At 60.6% G+C, this 15,236-nt stretch carries 15 protein-coding genes; 11 read left to right on the top strand and 4 right to left on the bottom strand.

Going from position 1 to position 15,236, the window contains the following annotated elements:
• Positions 1-34: 34 nt before the first annotated feature.
• Both FM113_RS13455 and FM113_RS13450 read right to left on the bottom strand, forming a co-directional pair.
• Positions 35-688 (bottom strand): ABC transporter permease, encoded by a 654-nt coding sequence (locus FM113_RS13455; protein WP_087015333.1) that lies wholly within the window; start codon positions 686-688, stop codon positions 35-37.
• Positions 685-933 carry a hypothetical protein gene (locus FM113_RS13450; protein WP_087015332.1) on the bottom strand — a complete coding sequence of 83 codons (249 nt, stop codon included), beginning with the start codon at positions 931-933 and terminating at the stop codon, positions 685-687. Before FM113_RS13450 ends, FM113_RS13455 begins: the two co-directional genes overlap by 4 nt.
• 823 nt (positions 934-1,756) lie before the next feature.
• Between FM113_RS13450 and FM113_RS13445 the strand changes: the two genes are divergently transcribed.
• A complete protein-coding gene (locus tag FM113_RS13445; protein WP_087015331.1) occupies positions 1,757-2,332 on the top strand; it encodes an SLATT domain-containing protein in 576 nt (191 codons plus the stop codon).
• Complete coding sequence (locus FM113_RS13440; RefSeq protein ID WP_176387236.1) at positions 2,329-3,720, top strand: RNA-directed DNA polymerase; 1,392 nt, start codon at positions 2,329-2,331, stop codon at positions 3,718-3,720. The genes FM113_RS13445 and FM113_RS13440 overlap by 4 nt, the downstream gene beginning before the upstream one ends.
• 242 nt (positions 3,721-3,962) lie before the next feature.
• Here FM113_RS13440 and FM113_RS13435 read toward each other — a convergent pair whose 3' ends face one another.
• A complete protein-coding gene (locus FM113_RS13435; protein ID WP_254909011.1) occupies positions 3,963-4,547 on the bottom strand; it encodes an ATP-binding protein in 585 nt (194 codons plus the stop codon).
• Positions 4,541-4,723, bottom strand: coding sequence for a hypothetical protein (locus FM113_RS18500; RefSeq protein ID WP_254909010.1), 183 nt, complete (start codon positions 4,721-4,723; stop codon positions 4,541-4,543). Before FM113_RS18500 ends, FM113_RS13435 begins: the two co-directional genes overlap by 7 nt.
• A 403-nt stretch (positions 4,724-5,126) precedes the next feature.
• Between FM113_RS18500 and FM113_RS18215 the strand changes: the two genes are divergently transcribed.
• From FM113_RS18215 to FM113_RS13385, 9 genes are all read left to right on the top strand, one after another.
• Positions 5,127-5,291 carry a hypothetical protein gene (locus FM113_RS18215; protein WP_176387235.1) on the top strand — a complete coding sequence of 55 codons (165 nt, stop codon included), beginning with the start codon at positions 5,127-5,129 and terminating at the stop codon, positions 5,289-5,291.
• A gap of 33 nt (positions 5,292-5,324) precedes the next feature.
• A complete protein-coding gene (locus FM113_RS13420) occupies positions 5,325-6,977 on the top strand; it encodes a hypothetical protein (RefSeq protein WP_087015328.1) in 1,653 nt (550 codons plus the stop codon).
• Between the two features lie 1,254 nt (positions 6,978-8,231).
• Complete coding sequence (locus FM113_RS13415) at positions 8,232-8,915, top strand: hypothetical protein (protein WP_140393371.1); 684 nt, start codon at positions 8,232-8,234, stop codon at positions 8,913-8,915.
• A gap of 309 nt (positions 8,916-9,224) precedes the next feature.
• A complete protein-coding gene (locus FM113_RS13410; protein WP_176387234.1) occupies positions 9,225-10,055 on the top strand; it encodes an AraC family transcriptional regulator in 831 nt (276 codons plus the stop codon).
• 150 nt (positions 10,056-10,205) lie between these two features.
• Positions 10,206-11,252 carry an ABC transporter substrate-binding protein gene (locus FM113_RS13405; RefSeq protein ID WP_176387233.1) on the top strand — a complete coding sequence of 349 codons (1,047 nt, stop codon included), beginning with the start codon at positions 10,206-10,208 and terminating at the stop codon, positions 11,250-11,252.
• Positions 11,253-11,316: 64 nt separating this feature from the next.
• Complete coding sequence (locus FM113_RS13400; protein ID WP_254909009.1) at positions 11,317-12,420, top strand: iron ABC transporter permease; 1,104 nt, start codon at positions 11,317-11,319, stop codon at positions 12,418-12,420.
• The gene (locus FM113_RS13395; protein ID WP_254909008.1) at positions 12,417-13,538 is read left to right on the top strand and encodes an iron chelate uptake ABC transporter family permease subunit; all 1,122 of its coding nucleotides are present in this window, start codon (positions 12,417-12,419) and stop codon (positions 13,536-13,538) included. The genes FM113_RS13400 and FM113_RS13395 overlap by 4 nt, the downstream gene beginning before the upstream one ends.
• 59 nt (positions 13,539-13,597) lie before the next feature.
• On the top strand, positions 13,598-14,437 hold the full coding sequence (locus tag FM113_RS13390) for an ABC transporter ATP-binding protein (protein WP_254909012.1): 840 nt from the start codon (positions 13,598-13,600) through the stop codon (positions 14,435-14,437).
• Positions 14,424-15,215, top strand: a complete 792-nt coding sequence (locus tag FM113_RS13385) for a siderophore-interacting protein (RefSeq protein WP_087015323.1) — start codon at positions 14,424-14,426, stop codon at positions 15,213-15,215. The genes FM113_RS13390 and FM113_RS13385 overlap by 14 nt, the downstream gene beginning before the upstream one ends.
• Positions 15,216-15,236 lie beyond the last annotated feature (21 nt).

Here is a 15,236-nt window from a genome sequence, read left to right as displayed (position 1 = left end):
GCGCAGAAGCACTGCCTGCAATCATTCCCGATTGTCAGCGAGCGCGCGAGGAGACGAACGAGCGGGTCGCTAACGAAACAAAGACGAGAAGTGCGGCCGAGATCGTGACGAGCCCAGCGGTGACTGGGAATTGCAGGGGGAGTGCTTCACTCAAGGGGGTAGCTTCTGGCACATTACCAAAGAGGTTTCGCACCCCGGTGACAACTGCGGAGACGGGATTCCATTCAGCTACGATGCGCATCGGGATGGGCATCCCCTCAGTTGGAACGAACGCTGTCGAGATGAATGCGAGCGGGAGCGTAGTCAGCATTGAGACGTTCGAGAGAACCTCGGGTGATCGGACTTTCAGACCGATCCAGGCAGACGCCAAGGACAGTGCGTACGCGAAGAGCAGCAGCAAACCGAAGCCCGCGACGGCTTCGAGTGGCCCGGTCCTGATCCGCCACCCCATCGCGAGCCCGATGCCGGTGTTCGTCGACGTCAGCAGCATGGTTTGCACGAAGATTCCCACGATGATGTATTCGCGGTAGGTGCTACCGCTGATTTCCATGGCACTGCCGAAGACGAACGCGAAGAGGAGAGCGAACGCTACCGGGGCAGCGGTTGCGAACACCATAATGTCTGGGTTGCGGATGCTCTTGAAGATGTTGCGGTGGGTCAGCGCGCGTGTCTTGTGCGAAGTGATCATGAGGTCTGTCCAATTCCGAGGTCGGCTGCGTTGATCGTGTCTGTGACGTTCTGCTGGCCTGTGAGGGCAAAGAACACGTCGTCGAGACTTGCGTGCTGTACCGAGATTCCTTCGATCAGAACCCCAGCATCGGTGAGTGCGACCACGCAGGGCGCGAGTCGCCGGGTAGCCTCAGCGACCCGGAAGGTCAGGTGTCCGTTGCTCGAATCAAATACCGGATCGACGTCGGGCAGGATTTCGATCAATCACCTCGCCTCGCACCGCTTCGTCCAAGATTCGGGTGAGTGCGGCAACGGATTGTTTGATCGTAGATAAGGAGCAGCTCTCTTCCCATCGGTCTATCGTGCCGTCAACCATTCCGGTCGAGATCCGGCATTTGGGTAGATTGCCAAGTGCGGGAATCAGCCGAATGCGCAGACCGGCGCGATAGCTGGCCGCAGTTGAGGCCAGGTCGACGCCGCTGAGCCAACGATCACTGACGGCATCCACATAGGCGCTGAACGTGACGTTCGGATCGGTACATGTCCCGGACGCGGCGTCGAGTCGTTCGAAGAACGCGTCCGCCGCTGTGCGCGGTCGGTCACCGTTTTCGAGTAGCTTCTGCGCTGATTGGATACCGCACACCCGTGCACGTAGTCTTCCGGAGCGTACTTCGATATCGTGCGAGAGTCGGACCCCGAGGGGTGGGACATATTGTTTTCTGGTCTGCAGACTGAGTCCAGCACTGACAATTGCTCTAAGGTTTTGACATGAGATCGCCGCCAAAACGATTCGCCGACGGCGCAACCTAATTCCCTGGCGGTTGTCGAACTGCTCACTGACATTCAGATTCAATCGGCGGGCGGCGAGGTTCGCCGCGGGCGCGCCAACCAAGTGGGAAGTATGGCCGGTCGATCGCAAGCCCTAAGCTGGTTGAACTCAACTGGTAGCATACGAATGGACCCGGGCGAAGCCTTCGTGGCGGAAGTAACCAATCCTTCGGCGTATGCCCTCGGGCGGTCATCATTGCCCTCGATCGAGTGAACCTCGGTCTGACGCTCGGGTCCACCTATGACGCCGAGGAGATGTGTGCGATACAAAGAATCGATCGAGGCGCTAGCAAATCGCTCTTTCGCCAGTTATCTGGCGCGACTCAACGCAGAGAAACGACTCAGGAAAGTCGGTCAATGGTGGAACGCCGCTCAATTCTGTTTGTCCACTGCGCTCGTATCTGTATCGATAGTTTTCTTGGCATTCCCGGAGAAGCAAGCACCAATCATCGCAGTGCTGTTGGTCATACTTGCCGTGCTAGCACTTGTTGTTTCGCTCGTCGTGACATTTCTTGACTACTCCGCGAGGGCGAAAGCCATGTTCGGAAACTACAGAGCGCTCCAAACGTTCTCTGTGAGGACCGAAACGCTTGTCCAATCACGAGCACGGATCACCGGACGTCAGCTCCGAGCCCTACAAACGGAGTACAACTCGATCATGGACACGTCAGAGAACCATTCGCCCATGGATCACAAAGTCGCACAGGCTCTCAGGAGTGTTAACTCATTGCCCATCAACCTCGTTGTGGCAACAGCTAAGCCGGTCCTCTTGCCGATACTTCTAATTGGCGTCTCCCTTGCTACGGTTGCAGTGGCTATTTGGAGCATCGCTTGAGCGACAACAACCCCGAAGTGCCTCCAGAAGCTTCAAGCTTTGAGCTCGCGCTGCGCGCTGGTGCCCTCCAACGGAACTATGAACAGCGCCTCGAAGGCACTCGTACCCGTGGTCGAGATGGAATCTCGGCATTGCACCTCAAACCCGAGCAGCTTGACCGGTTGGTGGCAACAGCTAAATCGAGAATCCTCGACGGCACATACGCGTTCTCTCCTTATAAGGAAGTCCTAAGGCTAAAAGGTGCAGCCAAGTTCCCCAGGGTGATATCCATCCCCACGCTCCGCGATCGTCTGGTTCTGGCAACGCTCGCCGAACACCTTCGTAAGTCGATTCCTAGTATCGAGTTTCCGCGCCCGCAGCAGCTTGTTTCTAACATTCGAGGGGCCGTGAAGTCAGGCCTGTACCGCGACTTCATTCGGCTTGACATCATGTCGTTTTACCCCAGTATTTCTCACCAAGCGATCTCGAAGGCTCTAGAACGATACGGCATTTCGGCTGACGTAGTTCAGCTAGTGCTAGATGCTGCCCAAACTCCAACGCTTCCCGACGGCCATGTGACTGCTGTGCCGGCTCGCCCCACGAAGGGTGTGCCGGCAGGAACAGCCATCGCCAATGTGCTTGGTGAGATCGTGCTTCACTCCTTTGACGAGGTGGTAAATGCACTGCCCGGTATCGCGTACTTCAGATATGTGGACGACATTCTAATCCTGAGCCCTTACGGTAAGCGCGGCTCCATTACCGAACTTGTCCGTTCTGAACTTCGAATGGTTGGGCTCAAAGTCCACCCGAAGGAAAGTAAAGATAAGTCATCAACCGGCATCCTTCGGAAACAGCCCTTTGAGTACTTGGGCTACACCTTCGAGCGGGGAAAGGTCACCGTTCATAAATCACGACACTCCAGACTCATTGACAACCTCGCACGGCCAATCACGATGCTTAGGCGAGCAGCGCAGGAGAGCCGTTCCGACATCGAACGCATTCGGATTCGCGCCGAGTGGTGGCTAAATTTTCGAATCACGGGCTGCATATCGGAGGAGACACGACGTGGATGGCTTCCCTACTATTCGCAGATCGACAACACCAGCCTTTTGCATCATCTAGATGACGTTGTGGCCAAACTAATCTCTCGATTGCCATCAGAAACGAAGATTAACCCAAAATCTTTCCTGACTGCCTTTACATTTACGCGCGATCCGACTCGCGATCGCGTCCAATATATACCAAACTTCGACTTGATTACTGATCCCGTGGACATGAAGATCCTTCTAGAAGCGGCAAGTGATTATCGTTCTATTCCATCGGACTCGGCTGGCATTGAACGTCTCTTCCGGCAGTTCATCAGCTTTGCTGTCAAGGAACTCGAGACGGACGTTGGAGGTACTTCGTAAGTGGTGTCATTGCGCAGCGTGGAGTCGTGATCGTGCACCGGTGTGCGCGGGAAAATAACACCACGCTGCTCCAATGTGCGACCGCTCTTGGCTCACGCTCCCTTGGCTGAAAGAATCGTGAGTCAATCATCATCGAGTTTTCACCGTGGGGTGTTGAGCCGAGGCTTCGGGAAGCGCTGATGTAATGATCGGGAAGTGCGAGCGCGCGTACCTGGAAGTGGTCGCGCGCTCGCACTCCTCGCTCATCCCGCTTCTGTAGCTGCGAGGTGGCGGTGCATGTTCGGCCCGTCGAGCTGCACGAGCTCCGCGTTCGACACGATCCGGTTCAGAATCGATTCAGCGATCACCGCATCATGCAACGACTTGTACCAGTCCTGCGGGTCGAACTGTGACGTCACGACCGTCGACCCCCGGCCCTCACGCGCAGCGAGGATATTGAGAAGCTCTGCCGTGGCCTCACCAGTGATCGGCGTCGTCAAGAAATCGTCCAGTATCAACACGTCACACGAGTGCAGATACTCAAGGAACTTGAGCTTTGACGGGTCGGCGTGCTGGTAAACGGCGAGCTGGTTCGCGAGATCGTCAAGCCGATAGTACGCGGCCGTGTAATCACGTCGACAGGCTGCGTTCACGAGTGCTTGCGCGAGATATGACTTTCCCACGCTCGACGATCCGAGAATGAGGAGGTTCGTGGTCTGTTCTACCCATTTACATGCCGCGAGCCTCGCAACCACTTCACGATTCAACGAGCGGCCATCGAGGTAGTGAATATCCTCGACACAGGCGGCAGGGTTCGGGGTGCGCGACGCTTTCAACAGTTTCAACATGCGGGCTCGCCCCGAGCCTCGGTCTCCTGATCGAGGGCGTGCCTGATCTTCTGCGAGAACGACCACTCATCAAACGAGGGATCGTTCGCGATACCGATGACCGTTGCCCCGAACGCGGTCAGCCGGAGCTTCGTTAATAAGGGCATGCCGTCCTCGGTGAGGTGCTGAGCAAGCATCGGCCCCCTCCGATCCTGTCGGGGTGTCTGTGAGGGCTTCGAGGCTGAATACCTGGGGGCCTGCCAAATGCGCGCCACTCGTGTCGCGCACAGCGGGCCGACGCGGGTGAGTGGGTTCAAGTCTGGTTGTTCTTGCTGCTGTACTTATGGCCTGCGGCCGTTTGTCTTGTTCAGCACGAACCACAGCCAGCACGTGCTTCACAGCGGTGTATCTGATCTGCCGATGCGCATTACTGTCGGTGAGCTGCCGACACGCTTGCTCTAATAGTTGCCGACTGCTCCGCTTCCCCAGATCAAGGATGTTCATGCATGACCGGAAGCCTTGCGCTTCGATCTTCTTCCCATCGAGCAGCCTCGTGAGCGCAGCAACGGTTCCTGGCCCCACTTTCGTGGCTTGCCTGCGGTGAGCGCGGAGACGTTTGGGGCGCTCGTCGCGGAGCTCCGACGTGCAGAGGCCAGCGGGCACCCGGTCGATACGCTCATGCCGAGGCTTGTGCGGGCGCGTGGCTTCACGGACGCCGACGACATCGCCTCTGTGCTGCGCTTCGAACTAGATTCCGGGCGATGAGCCACCGTCAGCGGAAGATGCGAGGATGTGTAGGTGGCTGCTCAACTCGACGACCTGACCGTGCTCGCACGTTTCGTGATCCGCGCACGTCGGGTAGAAGCTCATTCTCTCGTGCAAGACGAAAAGACCTTGTTGGGCTATGCAAAGGGCACGTTCAAAGTCACGCTTGGTTTTGATGGAGCGGCGATTATCAGGCGACCACTCCCAGAGAACGAGGAAGAGTTCGAATCCTTGGTAGCGAGGATCAGACCGCTGACGCTGAAATCTGAACCAATTTATTACGCCAAGGTGCTTGGAGCTCTGGAACGAGTGTTGGAGCAGTGCGCCCCAAGTGCAGAGGTTTTAACTGAGTACCAAGCGTTGAAAGTTTCTTGGGAGGCCACCGATCTTCAGGGAACCCAAGTACAGGGATACTCAGTGCAGCGCTCACGTCTTGATGGTTCGGAAGCAACCAAGCATGTCTCCGATACGCAATTCGCTGCCGCGTGGGTATACGCAGACCTTGTCCATGCCGATGCTCAAGGCCCCAAAGCCGAGGCGCTTGCTTTCGATCTTGTCGAACGGTACGCAGCCGCAGTGCTCGTGTTCTGCGGTGCGGCCGTGCGGGTGGTAAGGACACTTCGCCTGATCGAGCATCTGAGAGCAGCAAACTTACTCGACCTTGCTGATGAACTCTGGTCTCAAAAGGTTACGGTCGACGCTACCGAGATCGTCGAGGAAGCGGAGGTGTTCATGGCTCCTGTAGGCGCACCGATGCCAAATCTCATGTCCTCGGTCGAAATGGGAGAAGACTGGAAATCAATCTCGGTGACTGAGATGCTCAGGCTTGAGACAGCAAACCGAGTAACAGTCCTCCTGCGTGACGACGATCGCACCATTGAGACCAGCGACGCGGCGGTCATAAGACGAGAAGAAGACGAGGAGTCGATGACCTGGGAAGCCCTCATTGCTGAGAGCGCCCTCTGCCGTTTGGTCTTTGAAGCCGAGTCAGGCGAGATTCGGTCGATTCGGTCGATGGAACTTCAGTTCCTAGATCACACTCATTCACTCAAACTCTCCGCCTATGAATTCAAGCTGAAGATGTTCCAAGCGAAGACGCTAACGCTCCAGGTTGGAGACCAAAACTGGGTGACTCTGCGAATTCCAGAGGCCTCTGAGGAAGAGCTACTCCAGCAGCAAGTTCTCTTTGAAACGACAAGAGACATTGTTCTGATCGAGCAGATCGCGAACAGAAGGTTCACAACAAGTAGCGAGCCCTTCACGAATGACGATCGCATGGCGTTGAGAGTCGCGCGGTTGACCTGGGAGGGCAAGATCACCCTTTGGAATCAAGGGCCGATACAGGTCACTACCGAAAACGGGCTGCCACCCTCTCAAATTCAAATACCCGCTCAGACTCTCTCAATCGGTGGCGTGGAGATCCCCACCCCTGAAATACGCTTGCGTCACCCAGGCATGGACATTACCGAACTGCAGCCTGAGTCGCCGCTCAAAGCAGGAGTGAAACTGTATGAGCTCCGGCCCCCTGGGCAAGCATTCTTCCGGGTTTGGGCACCAGAGCAGGTGCAGGTTTCAAGTGACGCTGATCTCGCTTCGCCTGTTCCCTGGAGCCTGCCGGGGATGCAGGAGGCCGAGCCTCTGGAAACGGATGCTGCGTTGGTCGAGCCAGACCAGCAGGAGCAATGAACTGCGCGCAAAACGAGGTTACCCAGTTCGTTGATCCTGGGAGGGCTGTCGAGTTCGAGAGGCACTGGCTCGCATTGCTTCGCGGAATCTCGCTTTGGCGAGGTAAGGAGGCTGATCGGTCCCCATACGTGTTTAGCAGAGTCATTTAAGAGCACTTGTGGGTCGATGGTCAGGCGCAATATTAAGCTACGCAGCGCTACCAGGCACACCCGCCCGCGCTCCGGTTCGACCCACACGCTCTACCGAAAGCGACTGCTAAACAAACACGGCACTCGCTCAAAACGTTTTTGGGTAGTGGGAGGTGGGCCTCGCTCAGGCAGGTTGAAGGCAAGCAGTTTACCCACCAAATTCACCCGTGACAGTCCGCTCATGCCGGGCTACACTCGGAACCAGCAAACCACCCGGTTTCCTGTCACCTCCAGGGAACCCGCGAGTCTCCGAGACAATTGGTGATATTGGGGGAAATCCCTGATCAGCCAAGGGGTCGCAGGTTCAAATCTCGACGGCCTGGCACTGCCAACCCGACAGTACTTGGGTCGTCAAATCGCTCCTTGAATAGGCAATGGTCGCAATGTGTTGGTGGCAATCGCTGGGGTCAGGATGGTTCGGGGCATTTGGTAGCGCAGGATTCGATCTCACTCTCTCGCAATAGTTCGCATTCCTCCAGAGGTTTGCGACCAAGATTGATAACCGGACTGGAGGCTCGTTTCAGATGTCACCTGCTCCTGAGCCAGACTTGGGCCAGCAGCACTGGGACAGGCCAGAGTCTTTGCCAAGCTGACTTCGGGCTACTGTCGCCTCCCGAATTGCGTCTGTTTCGCGCTAGCGCTGAGGCTCAGAGAGGCGAAGCTGCCGCCCTAACGGAAGGATCACGAAACTAGGCCGGCGGTCGTGTTCTCAGCGAGCTTGGGTGATGCTGACGGATGGGGTCTACGAAAGGCTCGGCCGATGACGCTTTCCCCATTCGTTGTGCAGAAACAAGCTTCGAGGCGTGAGCGACCCTCGAGGTCAAGGCACCGGCGACATGGACCCCTTTTTGCCACACTTGCCATCCTGATTCTCGGCGCTTCCGGGATCGCATTTGCTCCGCCGCATCAGGCTCGTGCGATCGGCGGAGACGCCTCCCTCGATGCCTTGGTTCAGTCTGGCGACCTCGGCGCGTTGTCGTCTGACGTCCTGCAAGAGGGCTTTGTTGCATTTGATGCCCCCGCAGCCGCGGTCGTTGAACCTGCACAACCAGCGGAAACTTCATTCTTGGAAATCACGCCGTCCGCGAACGTGAGCGTAGCGGGGGTTCGCGTGGGAGATGGCGACGGTGGTGAAGCGTCAGGCGCACCCAACCCGGGCGGACTTGAACTACCCGTCCAAGAGGCCACTGACGACGACTGGCCCTTCCCAGATCTGGTTGTCGAGGTCACGCTCTCACCCATGACAGCAAGGCCCGGTGACCAAGTTCGCCTCAGTGGGACATGCACTCTGAGTGGTGATCCAGGAGACTATGTCGGGGTAGGTATCAACTGGGCTGACAATGATGACGTCGTAGGCCTCGAAAACTCCTTCTCACTCGCGGTTTCCGAGATCAGATCTGACGGAAGCTTTGATCACACGTTCACGATTGCAAAAGACGCGGTTGCCGGGGTGTACGAGGCGGGCTATCCGCAGTGTGGGTTAGAGGACCAATCGTGGTTTGCGACAGAACCCTTGGGCTCGTTCATCGTGTTGCCAGCCGAGAATGCGGGAGGCAACGACGATGACGAGGGCGGCGAGAACTCTGACACGTCGGCACCGGGCAGCGAAGACGTCTTCACTGTTGCACGTCTCGCAGAGACTGGCAGCGGCGAATTGCCGGTGGCACTTCTTGGGGCTATTGCGACTGGCGTCTTCGGGTTGTGCATACTTGTTGCGGTCCAGCGTAAGCAAAGCCTTTCTGGTCGCTAGGAACCACATTCGTGGAGGGACTAGCGGTACGTTTCGATTCCTGAATATTGGCATCGAGCAGATTTCACTGGCAACTGCTCGCCTTGAATCGAGGGGTGAACGTTTCGGCGGGTCAGTTTGGAGGCGGGATATCGCGCTCTCGCCTGCGGTGGTGCCAATGAAATGCTCCGCGAAATTGTTCAGGCTGCCCCCTCTCGATGCGCCGCATCCTGAGTCGAACGGGCTGCCTCGTCCCGCGGTCAGCCCAGGTGTCTGGGTAAGGCTATCCTTGGTCACATCAGACATATTGTCCAGGTGGGGATGCGGAGCATGAAGCAGTTGGTGGTCGCGCCCAGCGGAATGACCGCGGCGCGCTATGCGGACTGGCCGCCGGTCACGGGGGCAACGGTCGCGGAGGGCTATCTGCTGCGCACCCGGTATCTGAAGTTTGTCTACGAAGACGAGCAGAACTCCTGCACTGAGCACACCCACGCGCATCCCGAGCACGTGGTCTTCTGGCCGGAGCGCGGGTCAAGTGTTGTTGAAGTCGAGGGTGACGTGAGGAGCGTCTCGCTGGGTCAGGGGCTCTGGGTGCCGGCTGGCACGCCGCACTCGGTGCCGGATCGGGTTGGGGACCTCTTGGCTCTGCACATTGCCCCCGGAGCCGTGCCTGGGAGGGGTGCGGAGGTGGCGGTGGTGCAGATGATTGTTGCGGTGCGGGAGTTGCTACTCCATCTCGCGGACGCCGGGATGCCGCGCGAGGACCGCGTCCAGGCGCAGCGCGTCTGTCTCGGCCTCATCTCAACCGAGCCGGCACCCGCGATTCACTTGCCGATCCCGCACGACCCGCGAGTTGCGCGGATCTGTCGCGAGCTCCTCGTGGATCCTGCAGACGAGCAGTCCATCGAGCAGTGGGCGGTGCGGCTATCGGTGAGCAGCAGGACGCTTGCGCGCGCGTTTCGGGTGAGTACGGGCAAGACATTTGGGCAGTGGCGCACGCTCGCCAGAATGGAACTTGCGGTGCGACTGCTCGATCAAGGGTTTCCGGTGGGGGAGGTGGCCCGCCGCGTTGGCTACGGAACCATCGGCGCGTTCAGCGGTGCCTTCTCCCGTGTGCTCGGCCGAAACCCGAAAGACTTCCATCCGCCCCACGCGCAGTGACCCTGTAGCGGGCGGGGCAGCCAGTGGGCAATGTCCGAGTCGCGTAAATAGTTGTCTGCCATGCCGCGCGGCAACATCCTATGTTGGTGAGGTAAGCCTTACTCCGTGCTGCGGTACGGGTTCTCTGACCAAGAAAGACTGTCCATGCGCTTGACGAAACCCGCCCCTCTGATCGCTGTACTGCTCGCCACGGCCGCGCTATTGTCCGGTTGCGCCGGTGGGGCGAGTGGATCGGGCGAAGCGAACTCCGGCACCACCGCAACTACCGAGGCCACCGATACCTTCCCTGTGGCCATCGAACACGCGTTTGGCGAGACCACAATTCCCGAAGCGCCGGAGCGGGTCATCACACTCGGGTGGGCGGCGGAAGACGCAGTCGTCGCCCTCGGCGTGGTGCCGGTCGCGGTTCCCGCGTATGGCTGGGGCGCCGACGATGAGGGGTATCTGCCCTGGTTCCGCGACGCCGTCGAAGACATGGGCGCGCCGCTCCCGGAAACTCTCGATGCGGAGGAGCGCAGCGGCGAGGTGAACTTTGAACAGATTCTCGGGCTCGCACCCGACGTCATTCTCGCGCCCTTCTCGGGCATTTCCGAGGAGGACTACAAGCGCCTCGCCGAGATCGCACCGACAGTGGCGTACGCGGAGCAGCCCTGGGCGTCGAACTGGCAAGATCTGACAACGACCGTCGGCACGGCCTTGGGTCGCACTGACCAAGCCGCTGAACTGCTGAGCTCAACGGAGAAGTTGTTCGCCGAGCACGCTGACGCGCACCCCGAGTTCGACGGCGTGAGCCTCGCGTACGGCATGGGCCTGACCGAAGGATCCACCGATCTGACGTTCTACTTCCCTGCGGACCCGCGCGTGGAGTTTGTTGAGGCACTGGGCTTCCGGACCCCGCCCTCAATTCTCGATTTTGCTGAGCGCAGCAAGCTTGGTTCGAGTGACAGCGTCAGCGTTGAGCTTCTCAGTGACTACGACGACGTTGACGTGTTCCTCGCCTGGGCCGGCAATGACGACGACAAGGAGCGCACGCTGGGCAACCCGCTCGTGAGCCTCTGGAAGCCTGTCGCCGACGGAAAAGACCTCGTCCTCACCGATCCTTCCCTCGTGTGGGCCACCTCGTCGCCCACAGCCCTGAACATTCCGTGGGCGCTCGACACCCTGGTTCCGCAGCTCGCCGAGCTCGTCGCGCGCTAGCGCCACGGTGTCCTCGCGCCGATGGGCGGGTGCCCTGAGCACCCAGATCGAGAAGGAGCGTCCCGTGAGCGAGCCCAGCACGGCACGAACCGCTGCGAAGAAAAAAGACGGTGTCGCCCGCCGACCTGAAACAGGGCCCCGGCGAGACGCCGCCGTCGGTCTCTTCGCGTCGAACCTGGCGCGCACGTTCAGCTTGGTGCTCGTGCTTGGCCTGCTCGTGAGCGTGGTGATGCTCAGTATCAGTGTGGGGGCGCGCGACATCGGACTCGGAACGATTGTTGAGGCGCTCCGGGCGTACAACCCCAGCATCGAGGCGCACGTCACGATCCACGAACTACGAATTCCGCGAACGGTGACCGGGCTTGTCGTCGCCCCCGCGCTTGGCCTGTCCGGTGCGCTGATCCAGGCGTTCACACGCAACCCACTGGCGGATCCCGGCATCCTCGGGGTGAACGCGGGTGCCGCGTTCGCGGTCACGTTGGCGGTCGGTCTGCTTGGCGTCACCGCGCCGCTCGGCTACGTGTGGTGTGCCCTGGTGGGTGCCGGGGCGGTGACTGTCGTCGTGTACCTTCTGGGGACGCTCGGGGGCGGGCAGGCCACTCCCGCCAAGGTCACCCTTGCCGGTGTGGCGATCGGGGCCGTGCTGAGCGGGGTCACGACGGCGATTGTGCTTGCGAGCCGCGACACCTTTGACACGATGCGCTTCTGGGGCGTCGGATCGCTGAGTGGTCGCGGCCTCGACACTGCGCTGTCGTTCGCGCCGCTGATTGCGGTCGGGATCGTGCTCGCGGCCTGTGTGGCCCGCCCGCTCAACGCCCTCGCTCTGGGGAACGAGCTCGCGACCTCGCTCGGAGTGAAGATCAGCAAGATCCGCATGACCGTGATCCTCTCAGTGACGCTCCTCGCGGGGACTCCGACCGCGGTGACGGGGCCGATTGCGTTTGTTGGCTTGATGGTGCCCCACATCGTGCGCTGGTGTGTGGGGCCGGATCAACGCTGGATTTTCACCTTCACGGTGATTGTCTCGCCGATCCTGTTGCTGGGTGCCGACATCGTCGGGCGAATCCTGCTGCCAAGCGGGGAACTCCGAGTTGGCCTCGTCACCGCGCTCGTTGGCGCGCCCGTCCTTATTCTGCTCGCGCGTCGGAAGTCGGTGAGTGAGCTGTGAGCGGCCCAGCACCCGTGCGCGAGCGGTTGCGCGATCGGATGAGAGCCCGAGGTGCGAGTTTCGGCGTCACGGAGGCGAACCTCGATCACGGGTACCGTGCCCTGAACTTCAGAATGAGGGGGCTGTCCGGTATCGTCCCCGTGCGGAGCCTGGTGGTGTGCGTGATTCTGGCGTTCGCGACGATCGCGCTCGGCGTGACGTCTCTCAGCATGGGCGCATACGAGCTTTCTCCGGGCCAGGTGTTCGAAGCGCTGTTCACCCTCGATGCTGACTCGCGGGCCCGGCTCATTGTCTTCGAATGGCGGCTGCCACGGCTCGTGTTTGCGGTGTGCTGCGGGATCGCGCTGGCGGTGTCCGGAGCAATCTTCCAGTCGCTCACGCGAAATCCGCTCGGTTCGCCCGACATCATCGGATTCTCAACCGGCTCCTACACCGGGGCCATTGTCGTGATGCTGCTGCTCGGTTCTGCCCGATACCTCGACATCGCGGCGGGGGCGCTGATTGGCGGGGCCGTCACAGCGGCGATCGTGTATCTGCTCGCGGTGCGCCGCGGCACCGTCGGTTCGTTTCGGCTCATCATCATGGGGATCGGGGTCGCAGCCCTGCTGGGCTCGATCAATTCCATGCTCCTGCTGTCGAGCGATGTGGACTCTGCGATGCTCGCCGCAGTCTGGGCGGCGGGCTCCCTCAACGGACTGGGCCACGAACAGCTCTGGCCAATGGTTGCGATGCTCGCGGTGCTGTTGGTACTCGTGCACCTCATCGTCCCCCCGCTTCGACAGCTTGAGCTGGGGGATGACGCGGCTCGCGCCCTGGGGATCCGTGCGAACCGGGTGCGTGCTGCTGCGGTGATCGTAGGAGTCGCGCTCACCGCGCTCGTGACTGCAGCAGCCGGCCCGATCGCATTTGTCGCGCTGGCCGCGCCACAAATCGCCAGACGTCTTGTCGGAGGCACCGGGCTCGTGCTCATTCCATCAGCGCTCATTGGGGCATTCATATTGCTGGGTTCCGACGTCACCGCGCAGCGACTGGGGTTCCCTGTCGGTGTGGTCACTGTGATCATCGGTGGCGCCTACCTCGTCTGGCTACTCGCCAGCGAATACCGGAGAAAGAAATGAAGACATCACCGCTGCGCACCGCGCAGCCCAGCGGCTCCTCCACGTCCGCTGCAATCGACATGCGCGGCGCACGTGTCGGGTATGAACATCGGATCGTGTGCGCGGACGTGACCTGCTCAATACCCAGGGGCGAGTTTACGGCCATTATCGGGCCGAATGCGTGCGGAAAATCCACGCTTTTGCGGGCGATCGCGCGGATCCTGCCCTACGAGGCGGGCAACATCCTGCTGGAGGGTCAGGAGATCGCGAGTATCCCCACAAAGCAACTCGCAACGAGGCTCGGGCTGTTGCCGCAGTCATCGCTTTCGCCGGATGGTATCCGTGTCGCAGACCTGGTGGCCCGCGGACGCTATCCGCATCAGTCGATGTTTGGCCGCTGGTCCGAAGAGGACGAGCGCGTGGTGCGAGAAGCGCTGGCGGCGACAGGAACGAGCGAACTCTCGGGGCGGCTTGTCGACGAGCTTTCCGGTGGCCAACGGCAGCGAGTATGGGTCGCAATGGTGCTGGCACAGCAGACGCCCGTGCTCCTGCTTGACGAGCCCACAACGTTTCTCGACATCACACACCAGTACGGAGTGTTGGAGCTGTGTGAGACGTTGCGGCGAGAACTCGACCGCACGATTGTTGCGGTGCTGCACGATCTGAACCAGGCCGCGCGCTACGCCTCGCACCTGATCGTCATGAAAGACGGGGGCGTTGTCGCTGCCGGACCACCGTCTGAGGTGTTCACCGCGGAGTTGATCACCGAGGTCTACGAACTCCCGTGCCGGATCGTGACCGACCCGGAGACCGGCACTCCGCTTGTGATTCCCCGGGCCGAGCTGTTGCGCGCGCCGCGACCCCGCGGCCGGGATATCGAACCCCAGAACAACGAAGGAGCGGCACGTGGCATTTTGTGAACCAGCAGAGGTTGTGTGGGTCACCCGCATCTCCCCGTCGGTGATTCGGGTCCGGCTGCGCGCTGTCGGGCCGTGGCGCTGGTTCACCGACGGGCGTGGCGACGAGCGGATTGACCTCGCGTTTCCGCGCCCGGGAGAGGTCGCCGCTGACGTGTCGTACTTCAATGACCAGCACGCGGGAATCACGCGACAAGATTCCTCGCCGCCGTGGCGACACTATACGACCCGAAAGGTGCACGGCGACGGGGCAGAGTTCGACGTCGACTTTGTGATGCACGATGGTGGTGTCGCTGCACGCTGGGCCCGCTCGGCCGAGCCCGGCAATGTGCTCGGTGTCTTCCGGGGCGCGGCGGCCTCCCGCGCGTATCATGCAGCCCCCGTCGACACGCAGTGGCAGTTGCTCGTTGCCGATGCGACCGGGCTGCCAGGCCTCGCCCGAATCGTCGAGGAACTGCCGGAGGGTATGGTCGTACACGCGGTCGTGGAAGTGCCAGCCGAGGCGGACTGTCAAGAGATTGCAAGCCGGGGCAAGGTCACCTGGACCTGGGTGACTGATGCGGGCGGCGCTGCGAGCGCGCTGCCAGACACCGTCGAACGCTTGAGTTTGCCTGACGGGCCGGGGTATTCCTGGGTCGCGTGCGAAGCGGCAGTGGCGCGGCGGGTGCGGGACATCTTGCGCGGTGTGCACGCCCAGCCGCGCAGCCGGCACCGGGCCATTGGGTACTGGACCGCAGGCGTGGCCGGGCACGTGGAACAACCTCGAGAGGCGCTGACGTGAGCGGGTTCGGTGGGGAGGCCC

The organism is Leucobacter sp. 7(1) (genome assembly GCF_900163635.1).
Lineage (GTDB): Bacteria > Actinomycetota > Actinomycetes > Actinomycetales > Microbacteriaceae > Leucobacter.
This window is presented reverse-complemented; position numbering and strand designations above follow the sequence as displayed.

Coding starts and splice junctions, on each gene's coding strand:
- FM113_RS13455 (WP_087015333.1), bottom strand. CDS start 688: ATGATCACTTCGCACAAGACACGCGCGCTGACCCACCGCAACATCTTC.
- FM113_RS13435 (WP_254909011.1), bottom strand. CDS start 4,547: ATGTTGAAACTGTTGAAAGCGTCGCGCACCCCGAACCCTGCCGCCTGT.
- FM113_RS18500 (WP_254909010.1), bottom strand. CDS start 4,723: ATGCTTGCTCAGCACCTCACCGAGGACGGCATGCCCTTATTAACGAAG.
- FM113_RS13410 (WP_176387234.1), top strand. CDS start 9,225: ATGAAGCAGTTGGTGGTCGCGCCCAGCGGAATGACCGCGGCGCGCTAT.
- FM113_RS13390 (WP_254909012.1), top strand. CDS start 13,598: ATGCGCGGCGCACGTGTCGGGTATGAACATCGGATCGTGTGCGCGGAC.